This window comes from Mucilaginibacter aquaedulcis (genome assembly GCF_030409325.1).
GTDB lineage: Bacteria > Bacteroidota > Bacteroidia > Sphingobacteriales > Sphingobacteriaceae > Mucilaginibacter > Mucilaginibacter aquaedulcis.
In genome coordinates this window covers 1093756-1110174 of the sequence record NZ_JAUFPR010000002.1, presented here as the reverse complement: position 1 = coordinate 1110174, position 16419 = coordinate 1093756, and the positions used below count along the sequence as shown (strand labels likewise).

The 16419-nt window shown below is 41.2% G+C and carries 17 protein-coding genes; 12 read left to right on the top strand and 5 right to left on the bottom strand.

The window, feature by feature from the left end:
- Window positions 1-9 precede the first annotated feature (9 nt).
- From QWZ01_RS09175 to QWZ01_RS09165, 3 genes are all read left to right on the top strand, one after another.
- Window positions 10-1329, top strand: a complete 1320-nt coding sequence (locus QWZ01_RS09175) for an MFS transporter (protein WP_290323008.1) — start codon at window positions 10-12, stop codon at window positions 1327-1329.
- 246 nt (window positions 1330-1575) lie between these two features.
- Entirely contained in the window at window positions 1576-3432 is a 1857-nt protein-coding gene (gene hscA / locus QWZ01_RS09170) for a Fe-S protein assembly chaperone HscA (protein ID WP_290323007.1), read from the top strand.
- Window positions 3433-3459: 27 nt separating this feature from the next.
- Window positions 3460-4476 carry a hypothetical protein gene (locus QWZ01_RS09165; RefSeq protein WP_290323006.1) on the top strand — a complete coding sequence of 339 codons (1017 nt, stop codon included), beginning with the start codon at window positions 3460-3462 and terminating at the stop codon, window positions 4474-4476.
- 347 nt (window positions 4477-4823) lie between these two features.
- Here the strand turns inward: QWZ01_RS09165 and QWZ01_RS09160 are convergent, their stop codons facing one another.
- The gene (locus QWZ01_RS09160; protein WP_290323005.1) at window positions 4824-5111 is read right to left on the bottom strand and encodes a hypothetical protein; all 288 of its coding nucleotides are present in this window, start codon (window positions 5109-5111) and stop codon (window positions 4824-4826) included.
- Between the two features lie 118 nt (window positions 5112-5229).
- On the opposite strand from QWZ01_RS09160, the gene QWZ01_RS09155 reads away from it, so the two are divergent.
- Entirely contained in the window at window positions 5230-6378 is a 1149-nt protein-coding gene (locus QWZ01_RS09155; RefSeq protein WP_290323004.1) for a tetratricopeptide repeat protein, read from the top strand.
- Here QWZ01_RS09155 and QWZ01_RS09150 read toward each other — a convergent pair.
- Entirely contained in the window at window positions 6375-6959 is a 585-nt protein-coding gene (locus QWZ01_RS09150) for a riboflavin synthase (RefSeq protein ID WP_290323003.1), read from the bottom strand. The genes QWZ01_RS09155 and QWZ01_RS09150 overlap by 4 nt on opposite strands.
- Window positions 6960-7404: 445 nt before the next feature.
- Window positions 7405-7902 carry an SRPBCC family protein gene (locus QWZ01_RS09145; RefSeq protein ID WP_290323002.1) on the bottom strand — a complete coding sequence of 166 codons (498 nt, stop codon included), beginning with the start codon at window positions 7900-7902 and terminating at the stop codon, window positions 7405-7407.
- Window positions 7903-7986: 84 nt separating this feature from the next.
- Here QWZ01_RS09145 and QWZ01_RS09140 point away from each other — a divergent pair, with 84 nt between their 5' ends.
- From QWZ01_RS09140 to QWZ01_RS09115, 6 genes are all read left to right on the top strand, one after another.
- Window positions 7987-8445, top strand: a complete 459-nt coding sequence (locus QWZ01_RS09140) for an NUDIX hydrolase (RefSeq protein ID WP_290323001.1) — start codon at window positions 7987-7989, stop codon at window positions 8443-8445.
- 105 nt (window positions 8446-8550) lie between these two features.
- Window positions 8551-9525, top strand: coding sequence for an ABC transporter substrate-binding protein (locus QWZ01_RS09135; RefSeq protein WP_290323000.1), 975 nt, complete (start codon window positions 8551-8553; stop codon window positions 9523-9525).
- Window positions 9525-10394 carry an ABC transporter permease gene (locus tag QWZ01_RS09130; RefSeq protein ID WP_290322999.1) on the top strand — a complete coding sequence of 290 codons (870 nt, stop codon included), beginning with the start codon at window positions 9525-9527 and terminating at the stop codon, window positions 10392-10394. Before QWZ01_RS09135 ends, QWZ01_RS09130 begins: the two co-directional genes overlap by 1 nt.
- On the top strand, window positions 10391-11140 hold the full coding sequence (locus QWZ01_RS09125; RefSeq protein WP_290322998.1) for an ABC transporter ATP-binding protein: 750 nt from the start codon (window positions 10391-10393) through the stop codon (window positions 11138-11140). Before QWZ01_RS09130 ends, QWZ01_RS09125 begins: the two co-directional genes overlap by 4 nt.
- Window positions 11141-11173: 33 nt before the next feature.
- The gene (locus tag QWZ01_RS09120; protein WP_290322997.1) at window positions 11174-11419 is read left to right on the top strand and encodes a hypothetical protein; all 246 of its coding nucleotides are present in this window, start codon (window positions 11174-11176) and stop codon (window positions 11417-11419) included.
- Window positions 11420-11782: 363 nt separating this feature from the next.
- Window positions 11783-12304 (top strand): tetratricopeptide repeat protein, encoded by a 522-nt coding sequence (locus QWZ01_RS09115; protein ID WP_290322996.1) that lies wholly within the window; start codon window positions 11783-11785, stop codon window positions 12302-12304.
- Window positions 12305-12377: 73 nt separating this feature from the next.
- Here QWZ01_RS09115 and QWZ01_RS09110 read toward each other — a convergent pair whose 3' ends face one another.
- Both QWZ01_RS09110 and QWZ01_RS09105 read right to left on the bottom strand, forming a co-directional pair.
- Window positions 12378-12827, bottom strand: a complete 450-nt coding sequence (locus tag QWZ01_RS09110; protein ID WP_290322995.1) for a c-type cytochrome — start codon at window positions 12825-12827, stop codon at window positions 12378-12380.
- Between the two features lie 2 nt (window positions 12828-12829).
- Entirely contained in the window at window positions 12830-14137 is a 1308-nt protein-coding gene (locus QWZ01_RS09105; protein WP_290322994.1) for a PQQ-dependent sugar dehydrogenase, read from the bottom strand.
- Between the two features lie 283 nt (window positions 14138-14420).
- On the opposite strand from QWZ01_RS09105, the gene QWZ01_RS09100 reads away from it, so the two are divergent.
- Complete coding sequence (locus tag QWZ01_RS09100) at window positions 14421-15176, top strand: hypothetical protein (RefSeq protein ID WP_290322993.1); 756 nt, start codon at window positions 14421-14423, stop codon at window positions 15174-15176.
- 225 nt (window positions 15177-15401) lie between these two features.
- Complete coding sequence (locus QWZ01_RS09095; RefSeq protein ID WP_290322992.1) at window positions 15402-16412, top strand: LacI family DNA-binding transcriptional regulator; 1011 nt, start codon at window positions 15402-15404, stop codon at window positions 16410-16412.
- Window positions 16413-16419: the final 7 nt, after the last annotated feature.

Genomic DNA, 16419 nt, shown 5'->3' with positions numbered 1-16419 from the left:
ACATCATTAATGGAAGCAACTAAAAATAACAAGAAAACCATATGGGCCTGGGCGATGTTTGATTGGGCCAACCAATCATACAATATGGTGATCACTTCTACCATATTTCCGGCGTATTATGTAGGTATTACGCAGGATAAGAACCCGGGTGGGCTGGTTACATTTTTCGGGCATAAGTATGTAAATACGGTATTGTCAAACTATGTGCTGGGCGCGTCATACCTGCTTATTGTTTTGCTACTGCCTATACTTACCTCCATTGCCGATTATAAAGGACAAAAAAAACTTTACCTGCAAATGTTTACCTGGCTGGGGAGTTTAGCTTGTTTCGGGTTGTTCTTTTTTCAGATGAAAACCTTTGAGTTTGGGATGATCTGTTTTGGGCTGGCCTCTGTAGGATATTGCGGCGGGTTTGTATTTTATAATTCTTATCTACCCCAGATAGCCACTGTTGATCAGCAGGATGCCGTAAGCGCGAAAGGGTTCATTTACGGTTTTGCAGGCAGTATCGTAGTACAGGTGCTTTGCTTTGTATTTGTACTCGGTCATAAATGGTTGGGTATTACCGAAGATTTTTCGGCACAGTTATCATTTCTTATCGTTGCGTTATGGTGGATAGGCTTTTCGCTCATTCCATTTTATCTGCTGCCAAAAGGTGTACCCAACGCGGGCTCGCACCAATACAATGTGCTTACCGGCGGGTTTAAGGAACTGGCTAAGGTTTGGAAAAAGGTTGGTCAGCTGCCATTGTTAAAACGCTTTTTACCTGCGTTCTTCTTCTACTCGGTAGGGGTGCAAACCATTATGCTGGTAGCAGCCAATTTTGCCGCCAAAGAACTAAAAATGCCCGACGATGATCTGATCACCATTATACTGATCATACAGGTAGTAGCCATTGTAGGTGCAGCTATTACGGCAAAGGCTTCCGAAAAATTTGGTAATGTAAAGACGCTTTCTACCATAGTAGCTATTTGGTGCCTGATATGTGCCGGGGTGTATTTTATAGCCAATGCACACCAGTTTTATGTAGCCGCGGTTTTTGTTGGCCTGGTGATGGGCGGCGTTCAGTCGTTATCGCGTTCAACTTTTTCAAAATTTATTCCACCAAATATTCCCGATACCGCATCATATTTCAGTTTTTATGATGTTACCGAAAAATTATCAATAGTAGTAGGTCTGTTCACTTTTGGCTTTGTAGAGTCAACCACCGGCGAAATGCGCGATTCGGCCCTGGTGCTGGATGCCTTTTTCGTGATCGGTTTTCTGCTGCTGCTTTCATTGCTGTTTTTTCAAAAGAAGATCACGGCTGAAGACGCTGTGGCGGTATAGGATGTCGAGTTTGCTTGAATATTGAAGATTTTGAATTATTTGTCATTGCGAGGAGGAACGACGAAGCAATCGCTAACTGTGCATGTTTTCGCTGTAAAGTTCGCGATTGCCACGTTGCGCTCGCAATGACAAAATTTATCTGTTAATCCCTGAATCCGTTTAATCGTAGTTCAGATAAATTTACACATTCAAAAGACACACCATCAACCAAAACTAAGTACCTTTGCGGCTTGTTAAGTTAAAATAATGGCTAAAGTTTCTATTAACCTGGCAACGGGTTCTATACAAAAGGAAGATATAATTGTAGGCATCGATCTGGGTACTACCAATTCGCTGGTGGCTTTCATCAATCCTGATAAAGATCCGCTGGTAATTAATGATGCCGGTAAAGGTGTTTTGGTGCCCTCTGTAGTGCATTTCGGCCCCACAGGTGAGGTTTTGGTAGGCAATGAAGCCAAAGAATTTTTAATAACCGACCCGCAGAATACCGTTTTCTCGGTAAAGCGTTTGCTTGGCCGCAGTTATCATGATATTGAAAACTATAAGGATTTTTTCTCCTATAAGGTTATTGATGATGACACCGAAAGTTTGGTAAAGATCAAGGTAGGCGATAAGTTTTATACACCAATAGAACTATCGGCCCTGATACTAAAAGAGCTGAAGGCCCGTGCCGAACATGCGCTTAAAACCCCGGTAAACCGTGCCGTGATCACTGTGCCTGCTTATTTTAATGATTCGCAGCGCCAGGCTACACGCGATGCCGGTAAATTGGCCGGTTTAGATGTTTTACGCATTGTGAACGAACCAACGGCCGCCAGTTTGGCTTATGGCATTGGCTTAAATCCCGACGAAACTAAAACCATCGCCGTATATGATTTGGGCGGAGGTACCTTTGATGTATCTATACTGCAAATTCAGAACGGTATTTTTGAGGTGCTGGCCACTAACGGCGATACTTTTTTAGGCGGTGATGATTTTGACCGCATTATTGTTGATTACTGGATAGAGAAAAATCAACTAAACAAAGCTGATGTTATTGCTAATAATGAGCTGGCACAGCAGCTGCGTTTGAAAGCCGAAGAGGCCAAAAAATCATTCAGCCACCAAAGCTTGTTCAATGAAAAAATAGGTGATATATGGTGTACGCTTGATCGTGCCGATTTTGAACAACTGATATTGCCAAAAGTACAGCAAACCATTACTTGCTGCCAAAACGCGTTGAAGGATGCTAAGCTAACCACTGCCGATATTGATGAGGTGATCATGGTGGGTGGTTCTACCCGTACGGCGCTGGTTAAAAAAATGGTATCCGAATTTTTTGCACGCCCTGTTCATGACGATGTTAACCCAGATGAAGTAGTGGCTTTAGGTGCTGCTATACAGGCCGATATTTTAGCCGGTAACCGTAAGGATATTTTACTGCTGGATGTTACCCCGCTTTCATTAGGTATTGAAACCATGGGCGGCTTAATGGATGTAATTATCCCCCGTAACTCCAAAGTGCCAACCAAAGGCGGCAGGCAATACACTACCTCCATTGACGGACAGGTGAATATGAAAATTGCCGTTTACCAGGGCGAACGCGATCTCATTAAAGAAAACCGTAAGCTGGCAGAGTTTAACTTGAAAGGCATACCATCTATGCCGGCGGGTTTCCCTAAGGTTGATATTAACTTTTTGCTGAATGCTGATGGTATATTAACTATACAAGCTATTGAGCTGCGCTCGGGTGTTAAGCAGGAGGTTGAGGTAAAACCAACCTACGGTATTACCGACGAGCAGGTTGAGCAAATGCTGATGGATAGCATTACTCACGCTAAAGACGATATAAGCCAACGTATGATCATTGAGGCACGTACCGAAGGTGAACAAACTATATATACGGTAGAAAACTTTTTGCGCAAGCACGGCAGCCATATTACAGCCGAAGAAACTGAGAAAACCAATGAACATCTGGTTGTTTTAAAAGAGGCTATAGCCTCGGGCGACAAAGACCAGATACTGAAACGTATTGACGAAATAAATGAGTTTACCCGCCCGTTTGCCGAACGCCTGATGGATGAGGCTATTGCTACTGCAATGCGTGGTAAAAGCATTGAATAATATACACCAATAACTAAACTTTATAACTTGAAGAGAATTTCAGCAGTATTAGCCTTGTTAACAGTCGCGACTGTTTGTTTAACCGGTAGTTTTAACAGGGTTAATGCCCGTCCGTTTTTTGGAGGTAGGGATACTACAGCTAAAGGCACGGCAGCTTCTACATTAGATACCCTACAGTACGATTCGCTGATGAAACGGCTTGCCAATGGCGATAAAACTGGCCGGTGGCCGGTTAAAACTCAGGCTTATCCGCTGCCAGGTGCTATTTTGCCATTTAACCGTATTGTTGCCTATTATGGTAATATGTATTCCAAAAACATGGGTGTATTGGGCCAATATGAACCCAAAGAAATGCTGGCTAAGCTGAATGGAGAGGTTAAAGTTTGGGAAGCTGCAGATACGCTTACACCGGTGATTCCAGCTTTGCATTACATTTGTGTAACCGCGCAAGCTGATGCCGGCCGTAATGGTTTGCATAACCTGCGGATGCCCTTTAGCCAGATAGATAAGGTGCTTGATATGGCCAAGCAAATCAACGCCCTCGTTTTTTTAGATATACAGGTTGGTTTCAGCACGGTACAAACCGAACTGCCGTTGTTGGAAAAATATCTGCGCATGCCTAATGTACATTTTGGTATCGACCCGGAGTTTTCGATGAAAGAGGGGAGTGTACCCGGCAAACGCATAGGCACTTTTGATGCTGAGGATATTAATTATGTAACGGGTTATTTAAGCAACCTGGTTAAAAAATATAATCTGCCCCCAAAAGTTTTTGTTATCCACCGCTTTACCAAGCGCATGGTAACCAACTATAGGGATATTAAACTGCGCAATGAAGTGCAGGTTGTGATGGACATGGATGGATGGGGTGGCCCCGACCTGAAAAAAGGCACCTATCAATATTTTATATCACAGGAGCCTGTGCAATTCACCGGGTTTAAACTGTTTTATAAAAATGATATCAAGAACGTGCCTCACCGAATGCTTACCCCTAAGGAGGTCTTGAATTTGAAGCCAAGCCCGATTTATATTCAGTATCAGTAAATTTTAAAGGGAAGCCATGATCTGTCGGCCTGAGCTTGTCGAAGACTGCGCTCCGCAAGCGTTCCGCTTGTGTGTATCCCATGGTTAACAAGTGCTTTTTAAAATGCCACAAGCGGCACGCTTGCGGTAGCGGAGATTGAAAATTTGAACTATATTGTCATTGCGTGCGTAGCGTGGCAATCGCAAACTATGAATGGTAATCATAAATAGCTCGCGATTGCTTCGTCGTTCCTCCTCGCAATGACAAATTATATCTTTCCTGATCATATTGAGAATGATATTACTGTATTCAACAAAAAAAAGCTCCCCGAATTCCGGGGAGCTTTTTTTATAGGGAGCATTGTAATTTAGCCTTTCAATGCTTCCTGCTCTTTCAGTGCCTGAATGTTGTTGTTGTCGCTAAAGCTATCGGTTTGTTTAGCAAAATCTTCAAGGATGCTGGTAATGTTGTCTAAATTGTCAGATACGCGCTGGTGCATGTCGGGGAGGTCCCTTTCCAGTCTCTTATCGCCCAGTTCTATATTGTCTACTTCAATTTTAGCCAGTTTGGTAATAATAGCCTGCTGACTGTTTCTCAGATCTTCCAATTCATGGACAATTTTCTCCATCAGTCCAAACTTCTTTAACTTATCCATATTGTTGTGTTTTTTAATTTAAAGTATATCTCATTAACCTCAAAAAATAAAAATTGTTTAGAATTTGGATAATATCTAAATAACTAATACTTTAGTTGTAACTAAAGTATTAGTTCAAATGAAAGAATTTACAGTATATCTTTTACTTGTTTTTTGCGCATCTGCAGGAGTAAGGGCGCAGCAATCACCGGCGGTAAACGATTCACTATTGTTGGATTATTATCAAAACCAACGATTTGCAGAAGCTGCCGATTATCTCAGAAAATCATATCCTGAACCCATAACCAACAACAGGGTACTATCCAAATTGGCTTACACATCGCAAATGGCAAGCCGCCTTACCGATGCAGAGGGATATTATCAGCGCTTGTACAATGTGGATTCAACTAATACTTCGGTTTTGTTCAGTTTGGGGGGCATCAATTTGCGGAGGGGTAACAATCAGAAAGCTGAAACCTATTATAAAATGATAGCCAAACAGGATAGCACTAACTTTTTGGTTTACAAACAGCTGGGTAAAATAGCGCAGGACAAGGCCGACATAGCCGCTATGCTGGGTTATCTGCAAAAGGCCAACAAGATAAACCCTGCCGACCCCGATGTGGCATCAGACCTAAGCGATCTGTACGTGAACTTAAAACAATACCCGGTGGCCGAAAGGGTGCTGAATGGGGCTATTTCCAAAGACCCCAAAAATGTGATACTGCTGCAAAGCATGCTCAAGCTGACATCAGCGCAGGATAAGTTTATGGCTACACGGGATATTTGCCTTAAACTCATTGATTTGGGTGTACGGTCGGGCTATGTTTTAACCAAGCTTGGAGTGGCTTACTACAATATTAAAAACTATACCTGCAGCATTGAAACCTTTGCCGATATACCTGGGCTTGAACAGTCGGAAACCAGTTTTTACGTCGCCTCACTCGCTTATAAAGCACTTAAAGATCAGCCTATGGCTATTATTAACCTGAATAATGCCATTACAGAGGGTATATCCGGTAACATCAGTGACTACTATGCCGAAATGGCCGACAGCTACGAGGTGAGCAAAAAATACAAGAAAGCCGTGATGGCCTATCAAAAGAGTTTACAGTTTGCTGAGAAACCCATCGTTTATTACTTGCTGGCTTCCCTTTATGATACCGACCTGAAAAACAAACAGCTTGCTTTAAAATACTATAAGAAATATATGCAAAGCAAGCCGCCGGTAAAGGAGCAAAAGTATATGGCTTATTCTAAATCGAGATTAAGCGAACTGACCCGTTAGCGCTGCATTAAGCGGGCTACGTATTTGCCAATAATATCAAATTCAAGGTTTACAACCGAGCCCTCACGCACGTTGTGCAGGTTGGTATGTTCAAAAGTATAGGGGATAATAGCTACCGAAAAGCTGTTTGTCCTGGAGTTTACCACGGTAAGGCTGATGCCATTAACACAGATAGAACCTTTTTCTACAGTTACATTACCTGTGGAAGTGTCGTACTCAAAGGTATATTCCCAACTGCCGTCATGTTCTTTAAACGCGGTACAAACGGCTGTTTGGTCAACATGGCCCTGCACAATATGCCCATCCAGGCGTGCATTCATTTGCATGCAGCGTTCCAGGTTTACCGGTTCGCCAACCTGCAGGTGACCCAGGCTGGTTTTGTTCAATGTTTCTTCAATAGCCGTAACTACGTGCATCCCATCGGCCACCGCTATCACGGTTAAACAAACGCCGTTATGCGCAATAGATTGATCTATTTTTAATTCATGTGAAATTGCCGATTGAACGGTGATGTGTAAATTACCCTGATCTTGCTGCAGATCGGTTATTTTACCTAATGTTTCTATAATTCCTGTAAACATATGCCCCCCAACCCCCTAAAGGGGGAGTTTTAAGTGAATCCAAAGCTAAATATATTGTGGGTGTTATTTGTCAGCAAAGGATGAAATTTTATGGCTATTCAAGTTGCCTTCTTTAAGGATAGGAATGAGCGTCGACCCAGCCTTAAAGAATAAATATGTGCCGAAATTTCGGTATATTTGTAGTACACCAAAGCCCGGTTCCCTTTTATAAGGAAACCGGGCTTTGTGATTGAATGGGGAAACTACTGAAAATTGATTGTGCGGATTAAAATTACTGATAATCAATTGTTTGTAACTTTTTAAAGTTATAAAAGCATATCAAAATCGACTTAAAAAGTGTTAAAAGTTATTTTAAATCAATTTTGAGTTTTTTAACCATTTTTTGAGCTATTTATGAGCGAAAAAGTGTTAAAATAAATTTTTAAAAAGTTAATTATAGTGAAGGCTATTTAAAACTGGTAAATAGATCAAGCCTTTTGTTCCGTAGGTCTTTTCCGCCTTCTATTACTGATTTCAGATTGGCTAAATAAAACGTCCACCCAATCTGGCATTGAACGTATAGATTTTTGGTTGGGTCTTCTTCCAAAGGGATGTTTTCCTGGGTAAGCTCAACAATGGTAAGGCCGTATTTATTTTGAATATCAACAGTAACAATACTATTGCCCGAGAAAGTGAATTTGATCAGGTCGGCGCCGTTATTTTCCAATACCTGGCCATCCTCTACGGTATTATCATCGTAACCGTGCCAGTACCAGGAGTAGGTATCTTCCTTACTGATAAATTCATGGGGCTCGCGCTGCCGCTTCACAATCGAAAAAAACTCGGCCCGGCGTAAAAACCAGCTTTCGAGCCCGGCAGGAGTGGCCCATGCCTCATATATACTGCGAACATCGGTATCAAAACTCGCAGTTAGTTTAAATGTTGTCCATCGGTTGTCGGTCATGATATTTGCTGTTAAAAAGTGTAGGTATATAAAAATAACAATAATCCATTGCTCTTTTATTAACTTGGTTTTAAATTTTACTTTATGGGTAAGCAAAGTGCCGGAATACTTTTATTCAGGAAAACTACAGGGGTTCTGCAGGTTTTCCTTGTGCATCCGGGCGGTCCGTTTTTTAAAAATAAGGACGATGGTAGCTGGTCGGTACCCAAAGGCGAATTTTTGGAAGATGAAGACCCGCTTAATGCTGCCAAACGTGAATTTGAAGAAGAAACCGGTCAGGCTATAAATGGCGAATTTATCCCCTTAACACCCATTAAACAAAAAGGCGGCAAAACCGTGCAGGCATGGGCGGTAGCTGGAGATATTGACCACCTGAACATTAAAAGCAATAGTTTTGACATAGAATGGCCCCCGCGCTCGGGCAGGCAGCAATCCTTCCCGGAGATTGACCGGGCCAACTGGTTTGATATGGAAACTGCCAAAGTGAAGATTAATCCGGCGCAGGCGGCTTTATTAGCCGAATTGGTTGAGCTTGGTATATAATGGGCTATTGGGGTAGCCATCACCAAATGCGGGGATATGGTCAAACTAATTTCACCTTTTACAGTTGTGTTGTTACCTTTAGGGGCATTTATATAATTTAGTACAATGAAGTTTTTTAAATATTTACCTGTAGCATTTCTGCTTATTTCTATTGTATCGTGCAAGCCTAAAACCAAATCAACTACTATACCTGTGGTAGGTTTTGTTGACGCCTTTGAGGACGTAACTATTGCACAGGCCCGTACCGGTTTTACCGACGCGCTAAAAAAAGAAGGTTTTAGCGAAGACAAAAAAACGGTACAGATAGAATACCGCAATGCTCAGGGCAATATCCCAACACTTACGCAAATAGTAAATTACTTTATATCTGAAAAAGTTGATCTGCTGGCTACCAGTACCACTTTATCAACCGTAACGGCATTACAAAATACTAAAACCATTCCTGTATTTGCCATGGTATCACCGGTTCCGGAGCGTATGAAAGTTGTTGACGCTAACGGAAAAGCACCTGCTAACCTTTTTGGAGCATTGGAGGATCTGAACTATATTGATACCTCTTTTTCTATCATCCCTAAACTACTTAAACCCAAAGGTGCAAAACTGGTTATCGGCATGATCTATAATCAATCAGAGCCACAATCGGCTGATGCACTTAACCGGATCAAGGCATTGGCCGAAAAACAAAACATAACGATTGAGGCCCTGCCGCTAAACTCATCAGCCGATGCGCAGCTGGTTACTCAGTCACTGCTAAACAAAAATATCGATGCATTTTTTGCCAATCCGGATAATACTGTTTTTGCCTCCTTTGAAACTATTTTGAAAAGCTGCAACCAGAAAAATGTGCCCATATTCACCAGTGAAGCCGGTTTGGTACAGCGTGGAGCAGTAGCCGCCTTTGGTGCTGATATTTACCAATGGGGTTATCAGGCGGGTGAACAAGCAGCATACTATCTTAAAAATCATAAAACTGATGGCATCAAACCAGAAATGGTAAAGATCAGGAAACGTGTTTATAACCCGGCTGTAGCTAAAAAATATAACATTACCATTCCTTCAGATTTCGAGGCTGTTAAATAATGGATTTTTATCTCTCCGCTTTAATACAGGGACTTTGCTTTTCGGCACTGGCATTGGGTATTTATATCTCCATAAAGATATTTAACATCCCAGATATCACTACCGATGGCAGTTACACCCTGGGTGGCGTAGTTACAGGTGTACTGCTTACGCATCATCAGTCGCCATATATTATTTTACCTGCGGTAATTATTGCGGGAGGTATTGCAGGGGCGTTAACCGGGCTTATCCATACCAAGCTTAAAATAAACGCATTGCTGGCGGGTATATTGGTTACATATTCATTGTACTCCGTTAACCTTACCATTATGGGGCGTTCAAATTTACCGCTGATCAGTGTACCATCGTTATTCTCGCTATTGAATTTAGTTGCCGATCCTAATCAAAATACCTTTTGGATATTGTCGGTATTTGTGATCATCATTACTTTTTTAATCGGCTATCTCCTTAAAACAGATTTTGGTATAGCGATGAGGGCAACCGGCAACAGTGAATCAATGATCAGAGCCCTGGGAGTAAATACCGACCGGATGAAAATTACCGGTTTAGCATTAGCCAACGCGCTGACAGCACTCAGCGGGTATCTTATAGTACAGTTTCAGGGTTTTGCCGATATCAGCATGGGCATAGGAATTGTGATAGTAGGCTTGGGTTCTGTGATTGTGGCGGAGTCGCTTATTAATTGGTTTCGTATTACCAGCGTATGGGTGATTTTGGCATTAGTATTAGGCGGGGCTGTTATATTTCAGTTTGTTTTAGCCTTTACATTGGCTTTAGGTGTCGACGCCAACTTGCTTAAAATGGTTACTGCTGCTTTTGTATTGCTAATAGTTAGTTTACCCCGTTTGTCATCTCTCAAAGCGTCATGATAGCCATTAACGATGTTCATAAGGGTTTTAATAAGGGTAAGGCTAACCAGGTAAACGCGGTTAACGGCATAACTCTTAGTATTCCTGAAAGCGAATTCCTGGTAATTGTGGGCTCAAATGGTTCGGGTAAAACCACGCTGCTTAATTTGGTAGCAGGCAGTGTATTTCCTGATGCTGGTAGCATTAGTATTGATAATAATGATGTTAGCAAGCTGGCTGATTATAAACGAAGCCAGTGGATAGCCCGCGTTTTTCAAAACCCAATGAGCGGTACCGCTTCTGACTTGAATATTTTAGATAATTTCAGACTGGCATCTATACGTACAAAAACCAAAGGACTATCTATCGGTATTAATGATAAATTTAAGCAGCAGGTACGTGAAAAGATAGAAACGTTGGGTATGGGGCTTGAAAATAAGATAGAACAGCCCATGGGTACACTATCAGGCGGACAGCGCCAGGCTTTAACACTACTAATGAGCGTGATGGATAGCTGTAAAGTATTGCTGTTGGATGAGCCTACCGCAGCTCTTGATCCGCGATCGGCAGAAGTAGTGATGCGTACCGCCGATAAGCTGATAACTGATTTTAAACTGACTGCAATATTGATCACTCACAATCTGAAGGATGCATACAATTATGGCACAAGAATAATACAAATGAGCGAAGGATTGGTATTGCGCGATCTGAACAACAAACAAAAGTCAGATTTAAAGCAAAATGACCTTTTCGATTGGTTCAGCTAAAAAATGGCAAAGTAATTGTATAGGGATAATCCTATGAAAAACAATAATTTTGAAACCATATTCGACGCTTATCAGTTAGTAAGCGGCGCCAAGATAAAAGGAAAACAACAAGACGAAATTTTTGAACTGGGCACATACGATGCTTTAAAAAGAGGATACACCCTGTACCCCTTAGAGCATGGAATAAAGTATGATGATTTCAGTGTGATTGTATCTGAAAAAGAATTAAAAAACAACTTTTTAATAGAAGCCGCTAAGGCAAATGCAATAGCTGCGTAATTTTTAAGGGTAGGTAAGCGGAATTTTCTGCATGGTTTTTCTGTATAAAAGGGCCTGTTTGCCTGCTTTTTAGGTTAAAGGGCATCATTTAATCGGATGGCACTATACCCTTAGTTTACATCACATATTTTGCAATCTATCGTAATAAGCGTAAATTTGTAAAAATAAATGATGCTGTTTAATAATTCATTCTGCCAAAAACACATATTACGGTTCATGGTCAACCGGCAGGAGAGTAGCGCATCAACAATACTTTTCTCAGGTCCGTTTTAGCGAAATCATTATCCGGGCAAATTATTATTTCATCATTATTTATTGAATTGAAGTTTGCATTAAGCAGGCTTGTCACACTTTTTAAAATTTATGGACGCTTATTATACTATAGAAGAAAAATATCTGCGAGCAGTGGATAAGCTATCGTATGGCAAAACCACCAAAGGACTTAAATTGCTTAACGAAATTATAAGCAATGATCCTTTATATGCACGCGCGCACCACCAGTTGGGCATGATATACTATTACGAAATGAAAGATTACCAAACCGCAGGCTATCATTTTAAAACCTGTATGGAACTTGAACCTTCATTTCCGGATAACTATACAGATTACCTTGATCTGCTGGTGTTTTTAAATATGGAAAAAACGGTACACACGGTATCAGTTAAAGCGCTGAATACACCCGGTGCAGATACTGCTGGTGTTTATGACCTGTTGGGTTTGTTTTATGAAAAGAACAAACAATGGACAAAAGCTTTGGATGCTTATCAGAAAGCATTTATGGAAGTTACCGACAATACCGAAAAAACTGATATTGAATTGAGCTTGAAACGGGTACAATCTAAAATGAAACAGACACAGGCTTACAATTATCATGTAACTGAGTAAGCAATTACGAATATTACATAAACAAGAAAAGCGGGTTTTTATGCCCGCTTTTCTTGTTTATGGTTTTATCTGTTTATTTTTTATTGGTTGCCCTTACTGTTTTAACCTGCGCCATAGTTACAGCCGACGCTTTATTGCCAAAGCTGTTGCGTACAAAAGTTAGCACATCGGCAATTTCCTGATCCTTTAAAAAATCATGAGATGGCATGCTATTGGAGTAGGTTTCGCCATTGATTTCTACGTCTTCATTAAAACCATTCAGTACTATTTTTATCAGTTTGGTTTTATCACCTAAAACATAGGTGGTTTTAACCAACGGAGGGTTCATGTGTGGCACGCCCAGGGCATCAGCCTGGTGGCATGATACACAGTATTGCGAAAACACCTTTTGCCCGGCATTCATTGAGGTTTTTAACCCAATAGCAGCACCTTTTTTAATTGTTTTATGTTTGGTTTGCGCCTGTAAAGCAGCAGTTGATAATACAAGTGCCAATAATAGTAAGGCATATTTTTTTAAATGCATTGTTATTTTTTGTAAGTTATTTTATAAATAGTTCCCTGGCTATCGTCCGTTACATAAAGAGACCCGTCAGGGCCCTGGGCCAGCCCGCAAGGGCGGTGTTCGGCACGGCCAGAAGCTGTGTTGGCAGCCGATCCTGAAAAGCCATCAGCAAATATTTCCCACTCACCGGCAGGTTTGCCATCTTTAAAAGGCTGAAATACCACAAAGTAACCAGCCTGTGGCTCAGGTGCGCGGTTCCATGAGCCGTGGAAGGCTATGAATGCTCCGTTCTTATATTTTTCAGGAAATTGATCACCTGTGTAAAATAGCAATCCGTTTGGTGCAAGGTGCCCCGGGAAAGCGGCAACGGGGTCAATAGCATCCTGTCCGCCTTCTTTTTTGCCGTCGCCGCCATACTCAGGTGCTAATATTTTTTTGTGCTGCTCCTGGTCATAATACATATAAGGCCAGCCTGCATTATCTCCTTTTTTCAGGGCATACATACATTCGGCAGGTAAAATAGCCGATTGCTGTACGGTATATAAATCTGGATAAAGGTCATGCAGCTGATCGCGGCCATGCTGCATCACAAAAAGCTGATTGTTTTGCTGATTCCAATCCATACCTACTACATTGCGCAGCCCGGTTGCATACCGTACGCCATCGCCGTAGTGCTGGTTAAGTTTATCGGCTTTAAATTGCCATATACCACCGGCCGAATCTAAAATGGGACAACCTTTACGGCCCGGAGAACCTTTTTTACGGTCATCAACCTGGCAAGAGTTTGAGTAAGCACCAATGTTAACATACAGGTTTCCATCGTTATCAAGGGTAATAGCTTTGGGCTCATGCTCCCTGCGGCTAATTAAGCCGGTAACAATTTTTTCGGGCTGATCGGGGTTAATCACCTCGTTTTTATCATTCAGCTTAAAGCGGAAAACCTCCTCATCTGATGAAGCATACAAGTAACCGTTTTTAACAAAAACACCGGTGCCGCCAAAGGTGCCAAAACTATTTTTTACAGTTGCTTTATCGCCTTCCTGCTGTAAAAATAATATGCCTTTGCCATTTTTTGCACGGCTTAGTTTTACATATATATTGCCTTGTTGAGTTACGGCAATTTCGCGGGTACCGCCAAGCTTTTCGGCAATAACAGCTGCACTAAAGCCCGAAGGGAGTTTTAAACCGGCACCACCACCTGCAATTGGGGTTGTTGCGGTTGGCGTTTCTTTATTAGTAGTGGGGCCACCGTCTTTACAAGCATTAAAAAGTATAAAACTGGTTATCGCTGCCACAGGCAACAATAAGGAGAGTAGTTTTCTGTTTTTCATGGCAATTGATTTATGGTTACCAAATTAAATAAATATACAGTGAATACGAAAATCTGTTTTGTAGTAATGGTATGACAACAAACTCTTTAAAGGCAATTGCTGCTTTACAATCAGACTGCTTCTTAATGTATAGTGATATAAACTATGATAAACAGGATTTAATTCTATCAGGTCAATCTCAATTAAAATTAAATTCTGATTTACAATTGTTTTTAAATATGATTACAAGACTAATTAAACCATTGCATTGCTGCATCGTCATAACTGTATAAATTTTACTATTATGAAAAAGTTAGTCTTATTATCAGCAATAGCATCAGGCATCCTGTTTTCTGCCAATGCAGCACAAGCTCAAATATCTATACAACTTGGTGTAAACATACCTGTGCATCGTGTTTATACCCCTCGTCCGGTGATAGTTGAAGAAGCACCAGTTTATGACGATGACAACATACCTGCTGATTATAGTGATGACTACTACTATTTGCCCGAAGTAGAGGCTTACTACAGTGTACCTAATCATTGTTATTATTATAATAACGGCAGTGCGTGGGTAAGCGCGTATTACTTGCCAGGCGCATACCGCGACTATAACTGGCGTACTGCGGTAAGATATGAAGTTCGTTCACCGCGCCCTTACCTGCACCATGATGTTTACAGGTCAAGATGGGGTGGTTATGCCGGAGACCGCAGTAACTGGGGACATCGTTTTGATAGAAGATATTCAGGAGGTTACGCTTACAGCAGTCGCGACAACCGTGGCTGGGGCAACGATAATCGCAACAGGGGTAACTGGGGCAGGGGATATGACAATCATGACCGTGGTAACTGGGGCAGAGGTAACGACAACCGCAACCATGGCAACTGGGAAAGAGGTAATGATCGCAACCAGGGTAACTGGGGCGGCAGATCAAACCAAAACGATAACCATGACCGCGGTAATTGGGGCAGAGGAAACCAAAATGATAATCATGACCGCGGCAACAACAACGGCGACCGCTTTGCCCAAAACAGGGTAGGTTACGGAACCCGCCAATAAGATATTGATTTAATAAGATATGTATTAATTCAATTCCCTATATATACAAAAAAGGCCGCCCGTTATGGGCGGTCTTTTTTTATGAAGTTTACATCGTTATCGCCTCATTTTTAATGATCAATTGATGTATCGGGCTTTTTATTGAAATTTATAGCTAACTTATAGTATAAAGGCTCTTTTCTGTTAGTATATATATCATATATTTGGATAAATAACATTAAGCATTTGAAGAAGAAATTATCTATTGTTGATATAGCCAATAGCCTGAACATATCTAAAACAACTGTTTCGTTTATTTTAAATGGACGGGCCCGCGAAAAAAGAATAAGTGAGGAATTGGTTGACCGTGTTTTAAAATATGTAAAAGAAGTTGGTTACAAGCCTAACTCCCTCGCCAAAAGTTTACGTACCGGTAAGTCAAATATTATTGGGTTACTGGTAGAGGATATATCCAATACATTTTTTGCCAGTATAGCAAGGCAAATTGAAGAACGAGCCTACAAAAACGGCTATAAGATTATTTATAGCAGTACCGATAACGATACTCAAAAAACTCAGGAGCTGATTGCTATGTTTCGCGACAGGCATGTTGACGGTTATATTATTGTGCCACCTCAGGGCATAGAAGAGGATATAAGCGGTTTGATCAGGGATGGTTTACCAGTTGTGCTTTTTGACAGACATTTACCCGAAGTAGAAACCGATTACGTACTGGTTGATAACCTGTTCAGTACCTATAATGCTACCCGTTACCTTGTTGATAAGGGGTATAAAAATGTAGCTTTTATCAGCATTGATGCGCACCAGAGCCAAATGATTGACAGGCTTGATGGCTATAAAAAAGCTATGAATGAAAGCAAGCTGAATATGAGTGTTCTGGAGGTTGACTTTTTTCAGGATAAAAAGCTGATGATAAATCAGATTGCTGATTTTTTAAATGAACATCCGGACACTGACTCCATTTTGTTCGGAAACAACCGTTTAGCTACCTGCGGACTTAAAGCTCTCCGCAATTTAAATAAAAGAGTACCTGAAGATATTGCGCTGATATCTTTTGATGATTACGAGGTTTTTGAACTGAGTAATCCGCCGGTTACAGCTATAGCCCAGCCTATTGACAATATTGCCGATCAGGTGATCACCATATTATTAAACAGGCTTAATACATCTGTGGTTAACAATAACAAACAACATGTTATATTACCAACAGACCTGAAAGTAAGAAAATCAACTTAATTATATT

Bases quoted from the DNA above. Each gene is read 5' to 3' on its own strand.
- QWZ01_RS09175 (WP_290323008.1), top strand. From the start codon at position 10: ATGGAAGCAACTAAAAATAACAAGAAAACCATATGGGCCTGGGCGATG.
- hscA (WP_290323007.1), top strand. From the start codon at position 1,576: ATGGCTAAAGTTTCTATTAACCTGGCAACGGGTTCTATACAAAAGGAA.
- QWZ01_RS09160 (WP_290323005.1), bottom strand. From the start codon at position 5,111: ATGGATAAGTTAAAGAAGTTTGGACTGATGGAGAAAATTGTCCATGAA.
- QWZ01_RS09155 (WP_290323004.1), top strand. From the start codon at position 5,230: ATGAAAGAATTTACAGTATATCTTTTACTTGTTTTTTGCGCATCTGCA.
- QWZ01_RS09150 (WP_290323003.1), bottom strand. From the start codon at position 6,959: ATGTTTACAGGAATTATAGAAACATTAGGTAAAATAACCGATCTGCAG.
- QWZ01_RS09145 (WP_290323002.1), bottom strand. From the start codon at position 7,902: ATGACCGACAACCGATGGACAACATTTAAACTAACTGCGAGTTTTGAT.
- QWZ01_RS09140 (WP_290323001.1), top strand. From the start codon at position 7,987: ATGGGTAAGCAAAGTGCCGGAATACTTTTATTCAGGAAAACTACAGGG.
- QWZ01_RS09135 (WP_290323000.1), top strand. From the start codon at position 8,551: ATGAAGTTTTTTAAATATTTACCTGTAGCATTTCTGCTTATTTCTATT.
- QWZ01_RS09130 (WP_290322999.1), top strand. From the start codon at position 9,525: ATGGATTTTTATCTCTCCGCTTTAATACAGGGACTTTGCTTTTCGGCA.
- QWZ01_RS09125 (WP_290322998.1), top strand. From the start codon at position 10,391: ATGATAGCCATTAACGATGTTCATAAGGGTTTTAATAAGGGTAAGGCT.
- QWZ01_RS09120 (WP_290322997.1), top strand. From the start codon at position 11,174: ATGAAAAACAATAATTTTGAAACCATATTCGACGCTTATCAGTTAGTA.
- QWZ01_RS09115 (WP_290322996.1), top strand. From the start codon at position 11,783: ATGGACGCTTATTATACTATAGAAGAAAAATATCTGCGAGCAGTGGAT.
- QWZ01_RS09110 (WP_290322995.1), bottom strand. From the start codon at position 12,827: ATGCATTTAAAAAAATATGCCTTACTATTATTGGCACTTGTATTATCA.
- QWZ01_RS09105 (WP_290322994.1), bottom strand. From the start codon at position 14,137: ATGAAAAACAGAAAACTACTCTCCTTATTGTTGCCTGTGGCAGCGATA.
- QWZ01_RS09100 (WP_290322993.1), top strand. From the start codon at position 14,421: ATGAAAAAGTTAGTCTTATTATCAGCAATAGCATCAGGCATCCTGTTT.